The sequence below is a fragment of the Sphingorhabdus arenilitoris genome (genome assembly GCF_042651485.1).
GTDB classification, from domain to species: domain Bacteria; phylum Pseudomonadota; class Alphaproteobacteria; order Sphingomonadales; family Sphingomonadaceae; genus Sphingorhabdus_B; species Sphingorhabdus_B arenilitoris.
In genome coordinates, this window is sequence record NZ_JBHSDH010000013.1 from 1,237,812 (window position 1) to 1,257,906 (window position 20,095).

Annotated in this window: 22 protein-coding genes and 1 tRNA gene; 14 read left to right on the plus strand and 9 right to left on the minus strand. The window is 55.1% G+C overall.

The window, feature by feature from the left end:
• The first annotated feature begins 84 nt into the window (after window positions 1-84).
• Window positions 85-1,263, plus strand: coding sequence for a M23 family metallopeptidase (locus ACFOWX_RS10080; protein WP_381423716.1), 1,179 nt, complete (start codon window positions 85-87; stop codon window positions 1,261-1,263).
• A gap of 4 nt (window positions 1,264-1,267) precedes the next feature.
• The gene (locus tag ACFOWX_RS10085; protein WP_381423718.1) at window positions 1,268-1,675 is read left to right on the plus strand and encodes a bactofilin family protein; all 408 of its coding nucleotides are present in this window, start codon (window positions 1,268-1,270) and stop codon (window positions 1,673-1,675) included.
• Window positions 1,676-1,775: 100 nt separating this feature from the next.
• On the opposite strand, the gene ACFOWX_RS10090 is transcribed toward ACFOWX_RS10085, so the two are convergent.
• Together ACFOWX_RS10090 and ACFOWX_RS10095 are read right to left on the minus strand one after the other, a co-directional pair.
• Window positions 1,776-3,026: a pyridoxal-dependent decarboxylase, exosortase A system-associated gene (locus ACFOWX_RS10090; protein ID WP_381423720.1), complete on the minus strand. Its 1,251-nt coding sequence runs from the start codon at window positions 3,024-3,026 to the stop codon at window positions 1,776-1,778.
• A 24-nt stretch (window positions 3,027-3,050) separates the two neighbouring features.
• A complete protein-coding gene (locus ACFOWX_RS10095) occupies window positions 3,051-4,574 on the minus strand; it encodes an acyl-CoA ligase (AMP-forming), exosortase A system-associated (RefSeq protein ID WP_381423722.1) in 1,524 nt (507 codons plus the stop codon).
• Between the two features lie 27 nt (window positions 4,575-4,601).
• Here ACFOWX_RS10095 and ACFOWX_RS10100 point away from each other — a divergent pair, with 27 nt between their 5' ends.
• From ACFOWX_RS10100 to ACFOWX_RS10115, 4 genes are read left to right on the plus strand one after another with little or no spacing between them, the layout of a single operon-like run.
• Entirely contained in the window at window positions 4,602-5,639 is a 1,038-nt protein-coding gene (locus ACFOWX_RS10100) for a GNAT family N-acetyltransferase (RefSeq protein WP_381423724.1), read from the plus strand.
• A gap of 16 nt (window positions 5,640-5,655) precedes the next feature.
• Entirely contained in the window at window positions 5,656-5,982 is a 327-nt protein-coding gene (locus tag ACFOWX_RS10105) for an acyl carrier protein (RefSeq protein WP_381423726.1), read from the plus strand.
• The gene (locus tag ACFOWX_RS10110) at window positions 5,979-6,680 is read left to right on the plus strand and encodes a hypothetical protein (protein ID WP_381423728.1); all 702 of its coding nucleotides are present in this window, start codon (window positions 5,979-5,981) and stop codon (window positions 6,678-6,680) included. Before ACFOWX_RS10105 ends, ACFOWX_RS10110 begins: the two co-directional genes overlap by 4 nt.
• Entirely contained in the window at window positions 6,668-7,504 is an 837-nt protein-coding gene (locus ACFOWX_RS10115) for a hydrolase 1, exosortase A system-associated (protein WP_381423730.1), read from the plus strand. The genes ACFOWX_RS10110 and ACFOWX_RS10115 overlap by 13 nt, the downstream gene beginning before the upstream one ends.
• Here the strand turns inward: ACFOWX_RS10115 and ACFOWX_RS10120 are convergent.
• The 3 genes from ACFOWX_RS10120 to ACFOWX_RS10130 all read right to left on the minus strand — a co-directional run bounded on the left by ACFOWX_RS10120 (window position 7,483) and on the right by ACFOWX_RS10130 (window position 8,986).
• Window positions 7,483-7,559 (minus strand) — tRNA-Met (locus ACFOWX_RS10120). The two genes, ACFOWX_RS10115 and ACFOWX_RS10120, sit on opposite strands and share 22 nt — an antisense overlap.
• Before the next feature lie 76 nt (window positions 7,560-7,635).
• Entirely contained in the window at window positions 7,636-8,148 is a 513-nt protein-coding gene (locus tag ACFOWX_RS10125; protein ID WP_381423732.1) for a 2'-5' RNA ligase family protein, read from the minus strand.
• 355 nt (window positions 8,149-8,503) lie between these two features.
• Window positions 8,504-8,986 (minus strand): SH3 domain-containing protein, encoded by a 483-nt coding sequence (locus ACFOWX_RS10130; protein WP_381423734.1) that lies wholly within the window; start codon window positions 8,984-8,986, stop codon window positions 8,504-8,506.
• A 182-nt stretch (window positions 8,987-9,168) separates the two neighbouring features.
• On the opposite strand from ACFOWX_RS10130, the gene ACFOWX_RS10135 reads away from it, so the two are divergent.
• A complete protein-coding gene (locus ACFOWX_RS10135; RefSeq protein ID WP_381423736.1) occupies window positions 9,169-10,092 on the plus strand; it encodes a 2-hydroxyacid dehydrogenase in 924 nt (307 codons plus the stop codon).
• A gap of 5 nt (window positions 10,093-10,097) precedes the next feature.
• On the opposite strand, the gene nadB is transcribed toward ACFOWX_RS10135, so the two are convergent.
• Together nadB and ACFOWX_RS10145 are read right to left on the minus strand one after the other, a co-directional pair.
• Entirely contained in the window at window positions 10,098-11,684 is a 1,587-nt protein-coding gene (nadB, locus tag ACFOWX_RS10140) for an L-aspartate oxidase (RefSeq protein ID WP_381423738.1), read from the minus strand.
• Entirely contained in the window at window positions 11,681-12,607 is a 927-nt protein-coding gene (locus ACFOWX_RS10145) for an ABC transporter ATP-binding protein (RefSeq protein ID WP_381423739.1), read from the minus strand. Before ACFOWX_RS10145 ends, nadB begins: the two co-directional genes overlap by 4 nt.
• A 130-nt stretch (window positions 12,608-12,737) precedes the next feature.
• Here ACFOWX_RS10145 and ACFOWX_RS10150 point away from each other — a divergent pair, with 130 nt between their 5' ends.
• From ACFOWX_RS10150 to ACFOWX_RS10180, 7 genes are all read left to right on the plus strand, one after another.
• Window positions 12,738-13,298, plus strand: coding sequence for a DUF4402 domain-containing protein (locus ACFOWX_RS10150; RefSeq protein ID WP_381423741.1), 561 nt, complete (start codon window positions 12,738-12,740; stop codon window positions 13,296-13,298).
• A 133-nt stretch (window positions 13,299-13,431) separates the two neighbouring features.
• On the plus strand, window positions 13,432-13,965 hold the full coding sequence (locus ACFOWX_RS10155) for a DUF4402 domain-containing protein (RefSeq protein ID WP_381423743.1): 534 nt from the start codon (window positions 13,432-13,434) through the stop codon (window positions 13,963-13,965).
• A 112-nt stretch (window positions 13,966-14,077) separates the two neighbouring features.
• Window positions 14,078-14,845 carry a uroporphyrinogen-III C-methyltransferase gene (cobA, locus tag ACFOWX_RS10160; RefSeq protein WP_381423745.1) on the plus strand — a complete coding sequence of 256 codons (768 nt, stop codon included), beginning with the start codon at window positions 14,078-14,080 and terminating at the stop codon, window positions 14,843-14,845.
• Window positions 14,842-15,138, plus strand: coding sequence for a DUF2849 domain-containing protein (locus ACFOWX_RS10165; RefSeq protein WP_381423747.1), 297 nt, complete (start codon window positions 14,842-14,844; stop codon window positions 15,136-15,138). The genes cobA and ACFOWX_RS10165 overlap by 4 nt, the downstream gene beginning before the upstream one ends.
• 1 nt (window position 15,139) lies before the next feature.
• On the plus strand, window positions 15,140-16,771 hold the full coding sequence (locus ACFOWX_RS10170) for a nitrite/sulfite reductase (protein WP_381423749.1): 1,632 nt from the start codon (window positions 15,140-15,142) through the stop codon (window positions 16,769-16,771).
• Complete coding sequence (locus ACFOWX_RS10175) at window positions 16,764-17,186, plus strand: DUF934 domain-containing protein (RefSeq protein WP_381423750.1); 423 nt, start codon at window positions 16,764-16,766, stop codon at window positions 17,184-17,186. Before ACFOWX_RS10170 ends, ACFOWX_RS10175 begins: the two co-directional genes overlap by 8 nt.
• Window positions 17,179-17,952, plus strand: coding sequence for a phosphoadenylyl-sulfate reductase (locus tag ACFOWX_RS10180; protein WP_381425003.1), 774 nt, complete (start codon window positions 17,179-17,181; stop codon window positions 17,950-17,952). Before ACFOWX_RS10175 ends, ACFOWX_RS10180 begins: the two co-directional genes overlap by 8 nt.
• A 10-nt stretch (window positions 17,953-17,962) precedes the next feature.
• Here the strand turns inward: ACFOWX_RS10180 and ACFOWX_RS10185 are convergent, their stop codons facing one another.
• Complete coding sequence (locus ACFOWX_RS10185; RefSeq protein ID WP_381423752.1) at window positions 17,963-18,367, minus strand: acyl-CoA thioesterase; 405 nt, start codon at window positions 18,365-18,367, stop codon at window positions 17,963-17,965.
• Window positions 18,368-18,493: 126 nt separating this feature from the next.
• Window positions 18,494-19,978, minus strand: coding sequence for a replicative DNA helicase (locus ACFOWX_RS10190; RefSeq protein WP_381423754.1), 1,485 nt, complete (start codon window positions 19,976-19,978; stop codon window positions 18,494-18,496).
• Window positions 19,979-20,095 lie beyond the last annotated feature (117 nt).

Below are 20,095 nucleotides of genomic sequence, written 5' to 3' on the forward strand. Positions count from 1 at the left end.
GACTCGTCACGACTCCCCTTTTCACGATTCGCCACGGCAACGCCCATCTGTTAAGCGCCCGGCAAATAAAAAAAGGGGTGGGTCGTGTCACTTTCTGTAAAAGCAGCCGGTTGGAAAAACCGGATTGCGGGTTGGTTCGTTGATCGTGAGTTTTTTATGCGATCAAATGGGCAGGTCCGGTTTGTAAAAATTTCAGCAAAATTGCAAAAGCGCGTCGCGGGCAGCGTTGCCGCCGTGGTCGGCTTATGGACTCTGATCACATTGGGCATGGCGATCAATCAGGCGAGCATATCCTATGAACGCATGTCGCTCGTCGAAAAAGCTGCTGCGGTACAATCGAAATCAGAAAGCGTCGCAAATTATCGCAAGTTTATTAGCGATGCGACAAAAGACATCGAAAAGCGTCAGGATATGCTGGAGACGATGACGGCCCCGCTGGCAGGCGAAGTAAGCGCACCGACAGACGCTGACGTGCCAGTGAAACAAAATGAAGCATTTAAGAAAATTAGCGCTGCTATTCCTGAGGCAGCTGGTCTGGCCCAGCTCGAAGCACGGCAAGTCCGCTTTGCGGAAAAAATGACGAAAGTGGCACAGCTGCGGGCACAGCGTGCGGCAAATGCAATTCGCCAATTCGGCCTCAACCCAGAGGCAATGGCCAAATCACAAATCAATAGCGCACAAGGCGGTCCGTTTATCCCGTTTTTCGGCAATGATAAAAAACAATCTTTTGGCGACCCTCGTTTCGACAAATTAGCTGCGGCTGTGGAGCGTATGGCTGCGATGGAAGGTGCGTTGGCGAGCGTTCCGACAGCAATGCCCGCCCGGGTTGGTATGGTATCCAGCAGCTATGGCTACCGCCGCGATCCCTTTACCGGCGCGGGCGCAATGCATAGCGGCCTTGATTTCAAAGGCCCCATTGGAACGCCTATTCTTGCTGCGGCCGACGGAGTGATCAGCTTTGCCGGACAGCAATCGGGCTATGGCAACACGATAGAAATCACCCATGCCAACGGTTTAGTCACTCGCTACGCTCACTTGTCGGGTTTCACAGTTACACATGGCCAAAAGGTCGCCCGTGGTGTACAGGTGGGAAAAATGGGTAGCACGGGCCGGTCAACTGGTTCACATTTACATTTTGAGGTCCGGCTTAATGGTCAAGCCGTCAACCCGCTTAAATTTTTGGAGGCCAATAACGATGTTCTCGAAGTCCAAGCCCTCGCCGGAAGCACCCGCGCCCAGCGCGCCTCAGGCAAGAAGTCGTAGCAGCATGAGCGGTTCAGGACATACATTTTCGATGATTGCATCGGATGTTGAAATTACCGGCAACCTGACAGCAAAGGTTGACCTTCATATTGATGGCGCGGTGCAGGGTGATGTGTCCTGCGGTTCGCTCGTCCAAGGCGAAAGCAGCGTGATCAAGGGTAAGGTGAGCGCCGAAAATGCGCGCCTGTCCGGTAAAGTCGAAGGTTCCATTGAAGCATTGGAATTGGTGATTGAAGCCAGTGCGCGGATCATGGGCGACGTTACCTACCAAAATCTGTCCATTGCCCCAGGCGCGCAGGTGGATGGCAAATTCAAACAACGCACGGCAAAGTCGCCGAATATCGGTAAATCCACTATCGACATTGGCAAAAATGATCCGCTGATTCTGGGTGAAGAAGCCAAAGTAGCCTAACCTTTTTGCTAACCCGCTTTTGTCGGTAACCGGTCGCCATTCGGCAAGGTGATCGAGATCATCAGATGCGGGAGCGCCAAATCGAGCATTTCACCAATCTTTAGACCAAAATTTCCTCCGCCGCGCCTTGTCCTAAGAAATTCGCGGGGCTGGCGGACGCGCCATAGGCACCAGCGCAGAATATAGCGATCAAATCTCCGACGTCAGCGCGCGGTAAATGAACTTGGTTCCCTAGCATATCGAGCGGTGTGCACAAGCAGCCCGTCACTGACACCACTTCTTCTGCACCCGCGTCAAAGCGTGACGCAATGGCAATCGGATAGTTGCGGCGGATGACCGTGCCAAAATTACCGCTCGCCGCAAGTTGATGATGCAGCCCGCCATCAGTGATCAGGAATGTCTCGCCGTGGCTGACTTTACGGTCAACAACGCGGGTCAGATACACCCCCGCTTCGCCCACCAAATAGCGGCCAAGTTCGATGTTATACTCTGTTTCGGCCATGTCCTCAGGTAAGCTGTCTAGCGCCTTACCGAGGGCCGCACCCACCGCGCAGATATCAAGCGGCGCATCCCCTGCAAAATAGGGAATACCATATCCGCCGCCCAAATTGACATGCGGCGGCGCTGTCCCGATTATCGCGGTTAATTCCGACACCAGCGCCAATGTTGCCGCCTGCATTTCAATAATCGCTTCTGCATTCAGCGCCTGTGATCCGGCATAAATATGAAAGCCCCGCCAATCGGCCCCGGCTGCGATGATATGCTTGACCAGTGCGGGCACCCGCTCGGCATCGACGCCAAATTGCTTTGCGCCGCCGCCCATTTTCATGCCGGAACCTTTCAGGTCAAAACTGGGATTGACCCGGACGGCGAGCTTTGGCCTGATCCCCAGCCTATCGGCGATAGAGATCGCACGAGCTGCCTCGCCTTCGCTTTCCAGGTTGATCGTCACGCCCTGCGTTATCGCCGCTTCCAATTCGCGGTCGCGCTTGCCCGGTCCAGCAAAGCTCATCCGATCCGCCGCCACGCCAGCGGCGAGTGCCAACGCCATTTCCCCGCCGGATGCCAGATCAAATCCATCCACAAGGTCATTCATAAAGGTCAGCAACGGCGGAAAGGGATTGCCCTTCATCGCATAATGGATGGCCAGCCTGTCCGGCATCGCGGCACGCAAAGCCGCCACCCGCGCAGTCAGATGGGCCCGAGAATATACAAATACCGGCGTGTCACCAGCTTTCGTCGCAAGCTCTTCGGCTGTCAGCCCGCCGATAACAAGCTGTCCGTGCTGCGCCTCATAGCCCGCGGGAATGGGGCCGAAGGGTTTTGCTTTCATACTTGTGTCGTCGCTCATCCTACGGCCTTTAGCAGCGATTGGTTAAAGACGCGACTGCAACGCTGTGCGGTCCAATTTGCCATTGGCATTTTTTGGAAATACGTCCAGCCAGATAATTTCGGCAGGCTGCATAAAATTTGGCAGGACAGCCTTCATATGGCTACGCAGCGCCGCTTCGCCCGCTTGTCCATTCACAGCGCGCACGAATAGGATGATTGCTTCGCCGAGCCGAACATCCTTACGGCCAAGCGCACAGGCTTCTGCAATAATGCCGCTTTGCACTGCGGCCTCCTCAATCTCCGTCGGGGACACGCGGTTACCGCTCGTTTTAATCATCGCATCATCGCGGCCGACGAAATAGAGCAGACCGTCGCGGTCGCGCCGCACGGTATCGCCGCTATAAACGGCCATGCCGCCATGGACACTAAAATCAGGGGCTGGTTTGAACCGCTCCGCCGTCCGTTCGGCATCTTGCCAGTAACCCTGCGCAACCAAAGGGCCGGCATGAACGAGCTCGCCCTGTTCATCCGGTCCAGCCGCACTGCCATCGGCGCGCACCACCATTATCTCTGCAAAGGGGATCGCGCGGCCCATGCTGACCGGATTATCGTCAATCAATGCGGGATCAAGATAAGTCGAACGAAATGCCTCGGTCAGGCCGTACATGGCGTAAATATCTGTCTTGCCTCCAAAGATGCGGCGCAGCTCACGCACCAAAACAGGCGTCAACGCCCCGCCGCTATTGGTCAGGCGGCGCATAGCCGCGGTTGCTTCGGATGGCCAAACCATTTCGGTCAATTGCACCCATAAAGGCGGCACGGCAGCCAAGGTTGTAATCTGATGCCGGGCACAGGCCTTTATCACGTCGCGCGGCGTCAGATAATCAAGCGGGACCGCGCAGGCACCAGCGCGCCAGGCCGAAAGCAATTGATTTTGCCCATAGTCAAAAGACAACGGCAACACAGCGAGCAAACGGTCATCAGGCTGCAGCTTCAAATAGCTGGCAACGCTCACCGCACCGAGCGTTAGGTTCCGGTGCGACAGCATAACGCCCTTGGGACGGCCCGTGCTGCCCGATGTATAGAGGATAGCGGCAAGCTGCTGCGTATCGAAATCTGTGTCCAACGGGTCCAAATAAGGCGCATCATCGGGATCGAGCTGCGCCGTTATGTTCGCTTCATCCCATATCCTGACATCTGCGCTCAGATCGCCTTCGCCCAAGGATTTGGCGCGGGCGGCGTTGGTAATGAGCAGCTTGGCCCCGCTATCGGCCATGATATGAGCCAGCTGCGGCGTTTTTAACAACGGGTTTATGGGCACATAGATATAACCTGCACGCACCGCCGCCAAGGGCATGATGCAGGCGATTAACCCCTTGGCTGTCCAAGCTGCTACCCTGTCGCCTTTTTGCAGCCCCGCCGCCTTCAGCAAAAAAGCGAGCCGGCCGATACGGAGATTTAACTCCTTAAAACTATATACCTGTTTCTGGATAATGAGCGCAGCCGCATCCGCTTGACCCATTAGGGCCAAATGGTCGAGCGGAAAGTCTGGCACATTATCTGTCATTGGGGCATATCTTTTTTGGGCGTTAACATGGGCGTAGCAGGACATTTTCAATTGCCAGTTAAAGGTGAATATCACGATAATTTCCTCGATGCGCAAGCCGCTGCGCGCGGAAATTTGGACCGCGACCGGCAAAAATCATTATTTGACCGGCTCGACTGGCTTGATGCCTTGCACCGTATGGCATTGCGGGACCACAAGCCATTGCTCCTGCGCGCACATGATGGGGAGCATGATCTATGGCTGCCCCTGATGCAATCGGCACCGGGGCGCTATGACGCACTTGCCAACTGGTATAATTTTACGTTCCGCCCGATATTTGCGGGCCCGTATGATGAGGTGACAAAACTTGCTCTGCTGCGCCAAATAGCGATGCTCGCGCAAAGCCATGCGCGGCGTATCACCCTTTCCCCCATGCCGGATGAGGATGGGTCGGCCAGCTTGCTCGCCACGGCGTTTGAACAGGCCGGATGGATCGTTGCAAAGCGCCAATGTGATGAAAATCACTATCTGCAAATCAAGGGCCGCAGTTTTGATGAATATTGGCAGGGCCGCCCCGGACAATTGCGCAGCACCGTCAAGCGCAAGGGAAATAAGGGCGTAGTTTCCATTCGCATTGAGAAAGATTTCGACGAACAAAGCTGGGCCGATTATGAAAAAGTTTATGCGCGCAGCTGGAAACCGAGTGAAGGCAGTCCCGATTTCCTGCGCGCGTTAGCACGGCAAGAGGCGGCGGCGGGCTGTTTGCGGCTTGGTCTTGCTTACATTGACGGCAAACCTGCCGCTGCGCAATTTTGGACGAGCGAAAATGGCACTGCATTGATTCATAAGCTTGCGCATGACGAACGCTATCTATCTGCATCGCCGGGGACATTATTGTCGGCGGCATTGTTTCAATATAGCATTGATATCGATCATGTTTCCGAAATTGATTTCGGCACAGGCACCGATCCGTATAAGCAGGAATGGATGGAAGAAATGCGTTCCCGTTATGCTTTAGAAATTTTTTGGCCCAATCATATATTGAATTGGCCGCATATCATCCGCCATAAGCTGCGCAAAGAATAACGAATCAGGGATGAACATGACAAAGGCCGTAACCGAACAAGGTGATCCTATCGGCATTACCGGCGCCGATGAGGCGGGCGTAGGTGATCAGTCAACCGATCAGATATTACGGTCCATATTGTCTGACCTGCTCGGGCTGTCTGCTGAACAAGTGGGCGAGATGACCGCTGAAACCGAATTGTTCGGTGCATTGCCGGAGCTCGATTCGATGGCCGTCGCGGGCTTGCTTACCGAAATGGAAGACCGGCTGGGTATCTTGATTGCTGACGAAGATGTCGATGCCGAGCTATTTGAAACCTTTGGCAGCTTGACCCAATTTGCCGAGGCAAAGCGGGCGGCTTGACGGCAACGCTGCGCCATATCAGCTATGACTTCGGCGGCTGCGGCGAATATTGCCTTGCGATAGGCGATCAGGATGCAGCCCGCCGCATATTGATCATCCCGCCATTGTTTGACGAAATGAACCGTATGCGGCGCGTTATCGTGTCGGCAATGCGCCGCCTTGGCAATGACGACTTACAGGTTTTTCTGCCCGATCTGCCGGGATGTAATGAAAGTCAGGCTGATCTATCGAATCAAGACCTGTCCACATGGCGCCGCGCGATGCTGTCCGCTGCCGAACAGCTTGCCATTACCCATATCGCATCGCTGCGCGGTGGATGCTTGATCGACGATGGCGCACAAGACTTGCCCCATTGGCGGCTATCCCCGGCCAAAGGTGCATCGCTGCTGAAAACCATGATCCGTGCGCGCATCGCCGGCGATAAAGAAGCGGGGATCGTGACCAGCGCTGAGCAATTATTGGCGGCGGCACGCGGGGCGCCGATTGAGCTGGCTGGGCACCGGTTTGGCGCGGCCATGCTGCAGTCATTGGAGGCGGCAGAGGCCAGAGCCCTGCCCCATCTGGCATTGTGTAATTTAGGCGGCGGCGGCGTTACCGGAAGCGCGCTTTGGCTGCGCGCGGAGCCGCAGGATGATCCGCAAATGGCAGAATCACTGGCCCAAAATCTGAATTTATGGAGCGCATCATGCGCCGGATGATCGGCTTTATGTGTGAAGGTCATCTGCTGACCGGCACGCTGGACGAGGCCCCCGGCGATATTGGGCTGCTGATCGTCAGCGGCGGCAATGAAATACGCTGCGGCGCGCATGGCGGACAGGCGCAGTTGGCGGCACAAGTCGCGGCATTGGGCCATCCGGTGCTGCGCTATGACCGGCGCGGCATTGGCGATAGCGAAGGCAGCAATAGTGGGTTCATGGACAGCAGGGCCGATATCGCCGCCGCCATCGCCGCCTTTCGCCGCGAAGCGCCCGCACTGGACCGGATCATCGCCTTTGGCAATTGCGACGCAGCCAGCGCATTGGCGCTATTCCATGACGGCCAGCTAGACGGATTAATCCTAGCAAATCCATGGGTGATCGAAGAAGAACAACAAGACGATGGCGAAGCGGCCGACACGCCGACCAAACCCAGCGCCGCTGCAATCCGCGCGCGTTATTGGGACAGGATCAAAAATCCGCGCAGCCTGATTGACCTGTTCACCGGAAAAATAGACCTGAAAAAATTGGTTGGCGGCCTGATGAAGGCGGCGAAAAAGGATCAGCCAACCGGCCTAGCTATACAGATTGCGGCGCAATTTTCGCAAAGCGATGTGCCAGTGCACCTGTTGATCGCCAAACGCGATACAACCGCCATGGCATTTATGGGCGCATGGAACAGCGATGTGTTCAACGCCGCGCGCGGGAAAGAAAATATCCGCCTGTCCGCCACCGACAGCACGTCACACAGCTTTGCGAGCGATGCCGACAAAAAATTGCTATTATCGAAAATATTGGAAGAAATTGGTAGCGAAGGAGGGACTTGAACCCCCGACCTATGGATTATGATTCCACCGCTCTAACCAGCTGAGCTACTTCGCCATACCAAATCGGAATCGAGAACAATGCCCCGAAGCAAGCGGGCCTATAAGCGGCCCTTATGCTGCGGTCAAGAGCATCATCCGCGAAAAGACCAACTGCCAATCGCTTCCCATGGTCCGCCGCGATAATGAAATGCCGAAAGGCCCTTTATATATATTTGTCTCGGTTCAAATTCGTGCAGCAATTGTTGGTGTAGCCGCTTTGCCTCTGCGGGCTCCACCTTATTTTGCACGGTAATATGAAACCGCGGCCTGCCCTGATCCTGAGGGATTAACAGCCCGCGAAATCCGTCGGCAAGCTCCTCACGCATCGCCATTAATTCATCGCTTTCCACCCGGTAAGCGACGCCGCGGCCAAGAAGCATCACATCCGACAACCAAGACGTTGGCGGCGGATAATGCGCCGCCATAACTGACAGGCGCGACTTTATCTCGCGCAAATGTCCGGGCGGCAAATGATGGAAAAGCGTAATATGTGCATCCAAAAAATTGCGTTCCGGGGGGAAATATTTTTTGCGCAGACCGTTGGCCCAGCCTTGATCGGCATCGCCCATGGCGGCGGTAATAATGATCGGTCCGGCTTCTGACATTATTGGGGAATACAGGAAAGGCCGCGAGGCGCAAACACCTCGCGGCCCACCCGCGACCCACTCACGGGCTCTGCCGGCCGCAGCGCATTTTGCGCTTTGCCGATCATATGATCATTCGGCCGAACAAATGTGAAGGTTACAATTTGCATTATCCCCGAAAAAGATGGGGTTTTGCCTATATCGCCGGAGCAGGCCTTTATCGGGGGATAGGGATAGTCAACGCCGCTCCAGCGACATCGCGATGGATAGCTTAGCGAAACGAAAGCGCCCAATGACTTACCATGGTATCAATGATCGATTTTACCGATCAATCCGTAAGCATCTGTGCACAGGTGATTTTTTACAAAATGGCGGTTTATGGTGTTTCGTCGCCATAAATTTGTTCGGCCTCAATATAGCCTGCCCGTCCAGAAGTATCAAAGCGGCACCATCCTTTTTGGCAATCATCAATCCGGCCCACCACGCCGGGTTCAACGCGCCATGCAATACGCGCAGTGGGCGACGGGGCATCACGCAGAGCGCCATTACTGCTGCCGATCACAATCGCTGTCCGGGTCGGGCTTAATAAGCGGACATGCATCCAGCCTTGATCGCCGTCGGGATCCTCTACTTTGCGCCAAACGCTGTGACGGTCTACCACCTTAAGCGGCAAATCCTTACGCTTATAGACCCATTTGACGGGAAATTCGGTGCTAGGCCCGGTTCGCATCCGCGCCTCCGGTTCGTCGAGCGACGCCCAGTAAGGAAGCTTATTATTGGATTGCGCCGATAAAGGCGACATTGCCGCAGCGCAAAATGCCGCCAAATATACCGACAATTTCACATTGTTTTTCATCATATTGAAAGCCATTTTTACCCCGTTCCGCCTTCTTATAGTGTAAGCTTTACCGACAGTTCAAGTGTCATGACTTGACGGCGCAGTGGGAAGCGCCTTAACCCATGGGTATGAGCCCAAATCACCGCATTGAACGCCCGCATATTATTGTCACGCGAAAACTGTTGCCTGCCGTGGAAAAGCGCATGACGGAATTATTTGATGCGCGGCTGAATGTTGATGACCGCCCAATGGACCGCGCGCAATTATTGGCAGCGATGGCGGATTGTGATGTTCTGGTCCCTACCGTTACCGATCAGATCGATGCAGCATTGATCGCCGCCGCGCCCGACAGGCTGAAACTGATCGCCAATTATGGTGCGGGCGTGAATCATATCGACCTGCATGCGGCGAAGGCAAAGGGCATCATGGTGACCAATACGCCCGGGGTCTTCACCGACGACACCGCCGATTTGACCATGGCGCTGATCCTATCGGTCCCGCGCCGTTTGGGCGAAGGTGAGAAGTTAATGCGCAGCGGCCAATGGGATGGATGGAAGCCATCGGGGATGCTGGGCCACCGGATCGGCGGCAAGACATTGGGCATTGTCGGCTTTGGCAGGATTGGGGAGGCTGTGGCGGCGCGGGCACGCGCATTCGGCATGGATATTATCTACACCAAACGAAAGCGCCTACCGCAAAGCGTTGAGGATCAGCTTGGCGTCGTATTCGAACCCGATCTGGACCGGCTTGTGGCAAAATGCGACTTTTTGTCGCTCCACTGTCCGCTAACCGCCGAAACCGATGGATTGATCAGCGCAGAGCGGATCGCGATGATGAAACCAGAAGCCTATTTGATCAACAGCTCGCGCGGCGAATTGGTCGATGAAGCGGCATTGATCGCAGCATTGCAGCACGGGCGCATTGCGGGAGCGGGGCTGGACGTCTATACCCATGAACCAGCCGTCGACCCCCGCCTGTTGGAACTCAGCAATGTCATCCTGCTGCCGCATATGGGCAGCGCAACATTTGAAGGGCGCGAGGCGTCGGGGGAACGGGTCATTGCAAATATCCGCATCTGGGCCGATGGGCATCGCCCGCCAGATCAGATATTGGACGGCTGGAATTAGGGTAACTAGGGCACCAACACGGTATCTACCGCTTCTGCGGCCAAATCCGGATAGTCAGTATTATAATGCAATCCTCGGCTTTCATGACGAGCAAGCGCGCTGCGCACGATCAGCTCCGATGTTTGCAGCAAGTTGCGCAGCTCAATTAAATCAGTAGTGACGCGGAAATGGCCGTAATAATCGGCGACCTCTTCATTCAGCAACCGAATGCGGTGGGCGGCCCGTTCCAACCTTTTCGTCGTGCGAACAATACCAACATAATTCCACATGAAGCGGCGGATTTCCGTCCAATTTTGCTTAATCACCACCTCTTCATCGCTGTCGGTCACGCGGCTTTCATCCCACGGGCGGATGGCGGGCGGCGCGTCAAATTCATCCCAGCGCGCCATGATGTCGCGCGCAGCCGCATCGCCGAACACAAAACATTCCAGCAAGCTGTTCGATGCCAGCCGGTTCGCGCCATGCAGGCCGCTTTCGCTCACTTCGCCCGCCGCATATAGCCCGGGAAGGTCGGTGCGCCCCGCCAAGTCAATCAGCACCCCGCCGCAGGTATAATGCTGCGCCGGGACAACCGGAATGGGCTCTTTGGTCATGTCGATGCCTAAGCCCATCAGCTTTTCGTAAATGTTGGGGAAATGCCCCTTCACAAAATCGGGGTCTTTGTGGCTGATATCCAGATGGACATAATCCAGGCCAAGCCGCTTAATCTCATGGTCATTGGCGCGGGCGACAATATCACGCGGGGCAAGTTCCTCTCGCGGGTCAAAGCGGGGCATATACCGCTCTCCGCCGCCCGGCACCCCCGGCGGCAGCTTCAAATGGCCGCCCTCTCCGCGCACCGCTTCGGTAATCAGGAAATTTTTGACTTCCAGATTATACAGGCAAGTGGGATGAAACTGCATCATTTCCATATTGGAAACCCGCGCGCCTGCCCGCCATGCCATGGCAATGCCGTCGCCGGTCGCCCCGCGCGGCGCGGTGCTGAACAGGTAAACCCGCCCGGCACCGCCGGTGGCTAGGATCGTCGCGCGGCCGGTATAGGCCTCCACCTTGCCGCTATCTTCATCAAGAGCATATACGCCCCAAACGCGGCCTGACCCCGAAAAACGCTGCTCATGCCGTCCCGTTATCAGGTCAACCGCGGCGCGGCGCGGCATCAGCGTGATGTTCGGGTTTTCCTCCGCCGTTTTGAGCAGCGCGGCCTGCACCGCCCATCCTGTGGCATCGTCGACATGGACGATGCGCCGGTGGCTATGCCCGCCTTCGCGCGTCAGGTGCAGCGCGTCCTTATCCTTGTTGAAGGGCACACCCATTTTCACCAGCCGTTCAATCGCGGCGGGGGCATTCTCAACCACAAACTCCACCGTCTCGCGCCGGTTCAACCCTGCGCCTGCGACCATCGTATCATCAATATGGTTGTCGAATGTGTCACCGGCATCGAGTACGGCCGCAATGCCGCCCTGCGCCCAAGCGGTGGAGCCGGAGCGCAAATCGCCCTTAGCCAGCACCAGCACCTTATGCTTTTCGGCAAGGCTAATTGCTGCGGTCAGCCCTGCCGCGCCGGAGCCGACGATGATGACGTCATAAATCATTCCGACGCTCCACTCGTTAAGGTCAGGAACACATCTTCCAAATCAGCCTCTTTCGTCGTGACATCGACAATCGCAAGGCCCATGGCCTGCACGGCGGCGAGCACTTCGCCCGCATTCATCCGGTCTTTGTTATAAGTGATCGCCACGACATGATCAGAAATCAGTTCCGATTTTTCAAAGGCTTCATGCATTGGCGCGGCGGTCAATTCCTTATCAACCGTGAGCACCACTGCTTTTTCCCGTGCCATGCCGATCAGCTCTTTTGTGGGCTTTTTCGCGATCAACTTGCCATGATTGATAATCGCAATCTCATCACAAAGCTGCTCCGCCTCCTCCAGATAATGGGTGGTCAACACGACCGTGGTGCCGTTCTTGTTCAACTGAACCACATATTCCCAAAGCTGCTGACGCAATTCAATATCGACGCCAGCCGTGGGTTCATCGAGAACAATAACCGGCGGTGAATGGACCATCGCTTTTGCAATCAGGAGCCGCCGCTTCATACCCCCCGATAGTGTCCGCGCATAAGCATCCGCCTTATCCTCCAAACGCATCGCGCGCAGCAACTCCATTGACCGCCTTTTCGATTTTGGCACGCCGTATAATCCCGCTTGCAATTCCAACGCTTCAAAAGGGGTGAAAAACGGATCGAACATAATTTCCTGCGGGACAATGCCGATATTTGCCTTTGCGTTGCGGATATCGGCATCAAGGTCAAAGCCCCAAATGCTGGCGCTGCCGCTGCTTTTCATCACCATGCCCGACAATATATTGATCAAGGTTGATTTGCCCGCGCCATTGGGACCAAGCAGGCCAAATATCGACCCTTGTGGAACATCAAAGCTCACATCATCCAAAGCTTGCTTACCGCCTTGATAGATTTTGGAAACATTTTGGATGGATATAGCGTGCTGTTCGGTCATCCCACCGCGATAGCGAAGCATACAGCGGTGCGCAATCAGGCAAGTAACGGTAGAGGGGCAAATATGGCAAATGCGTATTTAACCATTGCCGTTCACATGAAGTTACAAGTTTAACTTCATTTGCTCCGTTATGGGGACAATAAACTTAAAGAGCTCAAAGCTCGCTATCGCAAGCATCGCCGCTTACGCCGCCATGCTCGGACCAACCAATGCAGCCTATGCTGCAACCGAATCTGCCAATGGCGAAGCTGCCATAGTGCAACCATTGACGCTGATTAAGCGTGATGATCTGAACATGGGTACGATTATTCCCGGTGTGTCGGCAGATGTTGTTACCTTGAATGTAAACGGTTCCCGGTCAAGCGGGGGCAATGTCAGCCTGATCGGTGCCAATCATCAGGTCGCACGTTTTGCTGGTCAAGGGAGCCTGGGACAGCTGGTTATAATCAGCATTGATCCCAGCACCAATTTAACCGGGCCTGGCCCCAATATGTTGATGAACAATTTCCAATTTGGGCCCGATAATAGCGTCCCGGGGACCTATTTGCCATTGGGCGTCGGCGGCAATATCGTTTTGCTGGATCCCAGCGGCGTATACGGCTTTGTCGTCGGTGCTGATTTGGCGGTGGGCGCTGGTCAGCCGGGCGGCACTTATAGCGGCACATTTACCGTCACCGCCGACTATCTGTAGCCACCTTTCGGGCGGATATTCTAATATCTGTTAACCACGCGCATTCACGCCTCCTTTATGGCTGCGGGTGCATGGCTGTTTGGTGCACATATTTGATCCAGCCCGGTTTCGCCGAAACGGCATAGCGGCCAGCATGATTGCTGGCGTGCTATTGCTATGCCCGGCAAATGCTATTGCTGCAAATGCGCCTGGAACCACCAAAACCGCGATTGTCCGTCCTTTGACATTGGTGAAGCTGGCTGATTTAGACTTGGGACGGATATTACCGGGCCCGACCGCTGGGACAGTTACGATCAATGTTAACGGAACGCGCAGCTCGACGGGGCCGGTCGTGCTGGTGGGGACCGATTACCACCCGGCCCGCTTTGCTGGTGAAGGTGATCCCAACGGTCCGGCGACGGGCGGGTTTGGCCGCGCGCGCATCACCCTGCCCAATCAAATTTTCTTGACCGGACCGGGGCCGCAAATGCGGCTGAATAACTTTACGTTTGGACCGGATACCACGCTCGGCACGACCATCATCCAAAATGGGAATAGCCAAAATATCCGCCTCACTCGGCCAGATCGGACATTCGGCTTTGTGGTGGGCGGACGTTTGAGCGTCGGCGCCAATCAACCGGGCGGGATTTACACGGGCACATTTTCCGTAACCGTGGACTATAACTAGGGTCACGAACCTTACCGTTTCGCATGGTTACACCGCAGCGATAAAGCAATTCTTGCCCTTGCCCAAATATTCCTGAATTGAGCAAACGTGCGGGCTGGTGCATATACCGGTGATGGAAAAGGGTAAAGTTTATTTAGTGGGCGCTGGCCCCGGTGATCCCGAATTGCTGACATTAAAAGCCGCTAGGTTAATCGCCGCCGCCGACGTCATTGTGCATGATGGGCTGGTCGATGATGCGGTTATTGCCATGTGCAATGCCGACGCGCGTTTTATCTCGGTCGCCAAACAACGCAGCAAGCATAGTGTCCCGCAAGAGGGAATTAATGACATTTTGGTGCGAGAGGCAAAAGCGGGCAACATTGTCGTTCGCTTAAAAGGCGGCGATCCGTTCATCTTTGGCCGTGGCGGTGAAGAGGCAGAGGCCTGCCGCGAAGCTTATATTGCCGTCGAAGTCATTCCAGGCGTGTCAGCCGCGCTTGGCTGCGCCGCTGAAGCCATGCTGCCGCTTACCCACCGTGATGCCGCTAGCGCAGTGAGCTTTGTCGCGGGCCAGTGCAAAGGCCTGACCGATCAGGACTGGTCCGGGCTTGCTGGAAAAGGCCGCACGCTGGTTATTTACATGGGGGTCGCGACTGCAACTGATATTACCGAAAAATTGATCGCTGATGGAGTTTCCCCCGATATGCCGGTCGCCGTACTGGAGCGCGGCACGCGTCAGGGCGCAAGGGCGATCCGCACCCTTCTTACCGACCTTGGCGACATGATTGTAAGGGAAAAAGTGGGCAGCCCGGCGATTATCATTGTCGGCGATGTCGTATTGAAATCGGACGCGCAAGACAGATTATTCGCGCTCGCCCAGGAAACGGAGTTGATGCAATGAAGCTGCTGACCGGAAATGATTTGAAATCGGGCGCTGTGACATGGTGGACCGGTAATGGTTGGTCGGTCCATGTCGAGGATGCCGTCGATGTCGGCGAACATGGCGAGGCTGTTTTACATGCCGAGGAGGGCGCGCGCCGCGTTAATGCCCCCTATATCATCGATGCCGTTGAAACAGATGAGGGCCCCCGCCCCGCCCATATCAAGGACCGCGTTCGCGCCCTTGGTCCCACGGTGCGTCCCGACCTTACATTAAAACCGGCCGATCCGCTCGCCGGAGACTGGGTGATATAATATGTATAAATATGATAATTATGACCAAGCGATGGTTGATGCCCGCGTCACCGAGTTTCGCGATCAGGTGAAACGGCGCTTGGCCGGCGAAATCACCGAAGATCAGTTTAAGCCGCTACGACTTATGAATGGCTTATATCTGCAACTGCACGCCTATATGCTGCGCGTTGCCATTCCTTATGGCACGATGGACAGCCGCCAAATGCATATGCTGGCGCATATCGCGCGCAAATATGACCGCGGCTATGGCCATTTTACAACGCGGCAGAATATCCAATATAACTGGATAAAACTGGAAGAATGCCCGGACCTTTTGGAAGAATTGGCCAGCGTCGAAATGCACGCCATCCAGACCAGCGGCAATTGCATCCGTAATATTTCGTCCGACCAATATGCAGGCGCTGCTGCCGATGAAGTGGCCGACCCGCGTCCATGGGCGGAGCTATTGCGGCAATGGTCCACATTCCATCCGGAATTCAGCTATCTGCCGCGCAAGTTCAAAATCGCGGTGATCGCCAGCCCCGAGGACCGCGCCGCTATGCGGTTGCATGATATTGGATTGGAACTGGTCAAAAAGGACGGCGAATTGGGCGCGCGCGTATTCGTGGGCGGCGGCATGGGCCGCACACCGATGATCGCGCCAGAGATCAATCCCTTTGTGAAAGCCGAAGACCTGCTGAGCTATATTGAGGCCTGCTTGCGCGTCTATAACCGCTATGGCCGCCGCGACAATATGTACAAAGCCCGCATCAAAATCCTGGTCCATGAAATTGGCGAAGATGCCTATCGCGCGCAGGTGGAAGAGGAATTTGCTCATGTTAAAACTTTGGGCATTGACCCGCCGCTTGCAGAATTTGACCGGATTAGCGCCTATTTCGCGCCGCCGCCTTATGCAGGTGATGCCGGTGCTGAGCTAGACCGCAGCGATCCTGATTTTGCCCTCTGGCTCGATCAGAATGTAAAGCCGCACAAACAAGCTGGCTATGCGATCGTCAATATCAGCTTGAAGCCGATTGGCGGCATTCCGGGTGATGCCAGCGCGGACCAGATTGATGTGATGGCACAATTGGCCAAGCAATATAGCTTTGACGAGCTGCGCGTGACGCACGCCCAGAATATCGTCCTGCCCCATGTCGCCAAACGCGACCTATATGCGGTGTGGACTGCTTTGCGCGATGCAGAATTGGCCGATGCCAATTTGGATTTAATCAGCGACATTATCGCCTGCCCGGGCCTCGATTATTGCAGCTTGGCCAACGCCCGTTCGATCCCTGTGGCTCAGAAAATCGCCACTCGCTTTGCCGATATGGACCGGCAACGTGACCTTGGTGAATTGAAGCTGAAAATTTCTGGCTGTATCAACGCGTGCGGACACCATCATGCCGGACATATCGGGATATTGGGCGTCGACCGCAAAGGCGTGGAAAATTATCAGCTGACATTTGGCGGGTCAGGCGCAGAAGACGTGTCGATTGGTAAGATCATTGGCCCCGGATTTGACGAAGACGGCATTGTCGATGCTGTTGAAAAAGCTACCGAAGTATACCGGGCCCTGCGAGAAGGCGATGAACGCTTCCTCGATACCTATCGCCGCGTGGGCCTCGATCCATTTAAGGAGGCAATTTATGGTTGAGTTTCGTTACCGCGATGATGAAGTCACCGAACAGCCATCGGTCACGCTTGATGCCTTTCTGGATCAAAGCAATGCGACCGCGGTGCGACTTGAACCCGATGATGATGCCCGCAAGTTGATTCCGCATTTGGAACGGCTGTCGCTTATCGAAGTCGCTTTCCCCAGTTTCCGCGACGGGCGCGGTTATAGCAGCGGACGGATATTGCGAGAGGCAGGATATACAGGCGAGCTACGCGCGCAAGGCGACGTGCTGGTCGATCAAATCGCATTCATGCGCCGCTGCGGCTTTGACAGTTTCGCGCCCGAAGGATCGCTGGACCCTGCCGCCGTCGAACGGGCGCTGGCCAATTATGACCATGCGTATCAAGGCGCAGCCGATGATGTCACCGCAATCTGGAAATTGCGGCATGGGTGAAGCATTGCGGGCAAAAGACCGGATTGATACCGGCCCTCGCTATGTGCCGTCCGATGCCGTGCGGCTGAACCATATGTTTCGCGGGCGTGATACGTCCGAGATGCTGGCCGCGCTTTTTGCCGATGATATGCTGGGCGATAGCGCCATTGTATCCAGCTTTGGCGCCGAGAGTGCGGTATTGCTGCACCTGATCGGCAGCATCAATCCGTCTATTCCTGTGATATTTTTGGATACCGGAAAACATTTTCCCGAAACGCTGGCCTATCGTGATTTGCTGGTCGAACGCATTGGCTTGACCGATATGCGCAATATCCGGCCTGACCCGGCGTTATTGGCCGAAAAGGATGAAAGCGGTCTACGCTGGTCCTATGACCCCGATGGCTGCTGCGATATCCGCAAGGTATTGCCGCTCAAAACAGCGCTTGCACCCTTTGATGCTCAATTTAGCGGACGAAAGGCGTTTCAGGCGGAAACACGGTCCAACCTGCCGCGCTTTGAAATTGCCGAAGGCCGGTTAAAGGTCAATCCGCTGATCGATTGGAGTAAGGACGATATTGAGGCCTATATCGCCGAACATAACCTGCCGCCCCATCCGTTAGTTGTAGAGGGCTTTCCCTCCATCGGCTGCAGCCCGTGCACCAGCAAAGTTGCACCGGGCGAAGATCCGCGTTCAGGCCGCTGGAAAGGTTGGGACAAAACCGAATGCGGTATCCACACATCAGTGCCAGACGCCGACGACAATGGCGCGAACGATCCGGTGTTTTAGGGTTAAGCGCTTAGGACGATTTGCCGAAAAAATAATCCTGCACATCTTTGGCAATGCGTGCCGGGCGCAGTGTCTCTGCATCAATGCAGCACCAGCTGGACTTTACCTCGGCGAGCACTTCTTCGCCGCGTTTGATAACCGTTTCATAGAAAGAGCGCGCGCCTTGCACTTTTTCGAGCACCACGGTGGCGATCACATCATCATCGAGAAACGCCGGTTTGCGGTAAGTGATCTCATGCTTCAACGCGACCCACAGATATTTGGCCGCAGTCTCCGGCGGGGCGAGCTTATTCCAATGCGCCAACACCGCTTCCTGCACCCAGGTCAGATAGCGGGCATTGTTGACATGACCCATAAAATCGATGTCGTCGGCCTTGATACCGATCGTATGGAAATGGGGAAGCGCGTTTGTCATAATCTATAATCACCGGGGGTTAGTCACTTACATAGGTGTAAATGAGAAAATTTACCAGTGTCTATAAGCCGCGTGTGTCAATATTATGTAACCGCGCAACGATTGGTTCTGACCTAGGGGCAGCCCTTAATCTTCATAATCGGAATATTGATCCTCTGCCAAGTCACTGAACCGCGTGATTTTTGCTTCGAATTTCATTCGGACTTTACCCGTTGAACCGTGGCGCTGCTTGGCCACGATCAGCTCCGATATACCGTGAATGCGCGACATGGTTTCCTGCCAAGCGGCATAGGCGGCTTCATCATTATGATCAGGTTCTTTGGCCGCTTCATAATAATCGCCGCGATAAATGAACCAAACCATATCGGCATCCTGCTCGATCGATCCAGATTCGCGCAAATCCGATAACATCGGCCGCTTGTCATCGCGCTGCTCCACCGCGCGCGACAATTGCGACAGCGCGATCACCGGCACGGCCAATTCTTTTGCCAGTGTTTTCAAACCCCGGCTAATCTCCGAAATTTCGTTCACGCGGTTATCATTGGCCCGCGCCGAGCCTTGCAATAGCTGCAGATAATCGACGATGATAAGGCCGATGCCGCGTTGGCGTTGCAACCGGCGGGCGCGGGTCCGTAATGCGGCGATCGACAGCGCAGGCGTATCGTCGATGAACAACGGCAATTCCTGCAATTCCCGGCTGGCGCGGCTTAGTTCGCGAAAATCCTCCCGGCTTATTTTACCCATGCGCAGCAATTCGCTGCTGATCCCCGATTGCTCGGCCAAAATACGGGTAGCGAGCTGATCGGCGGACATTTCCAGACTGAAAAAAGCAACCTTTGCTCCGACGCGTTTATCCTCGGGTATTTGATCCTGCTCCTCACGCACCCAGCGCTGCGCCGCGTTAAAAGCTATGTTGGTTACCAATGAGGTTTTGCCCATGCCCGGGCGTCCGGCCAATATAACAAGATCGCTGTTATGTAGGCCGCCAACCTTGCTATTCACACTATTCAAACCGGTGGTAACGCCCGATAAATGCCCGCCCGACTGCAACGCTTTTTCAACATTACGTATGGCTTCGGCAGAGGCAGTGAGGAAGCTTTTGGTGCCGCCGCTCTCCCCTTCGCCTTCGGCAACTTTATAAAGCGCTGATTCGGCTTGTTCAATTTGACCCTTGGGATCCACCGCTTCGCTTGTATCGAGCGCATTTTCCACCAAGGTCCGGCCAACAGAGACAAGCTCGCGCAGCAACGCCAAGTCGTAAATCTGCTGCGCGAAATCACGCGCGCCTAACAATCCGGCGCCGTCGGCGGTCAACTTCACCAAATAGCTCGGCCCGCCCAGCTCCTGCATCGTCTCATCATTTTCAAAAAATGGTTTGAGCGTAACCGGCGACACAAGCATATTGCGATCAATCAAACGCAATATCTGATCATAAATCCGGCCATGCAGCGGTTCGAAAAAATGTTCCGGTTGCAGCTTGATCGAAATATCCTCGATAATCCGGTTGTCGATCATGATTGCCCCCAAAAAGGCGGCTTCAGCCTCTACGTTACGGGGCAATTTTACAGGTTCGCCTTCATTCGCGGCGGCAAGTCTTATTGGTTCGGCCATGAACTCTTATCACCCATATCAACGCACCGGCGCAAGCTTCATCTCAAATAAACTGGGGGCAGTTCTGTGGACAAAATCCAGATAAACTCTTGTCCCAAATATTTGAACGGCTAACAA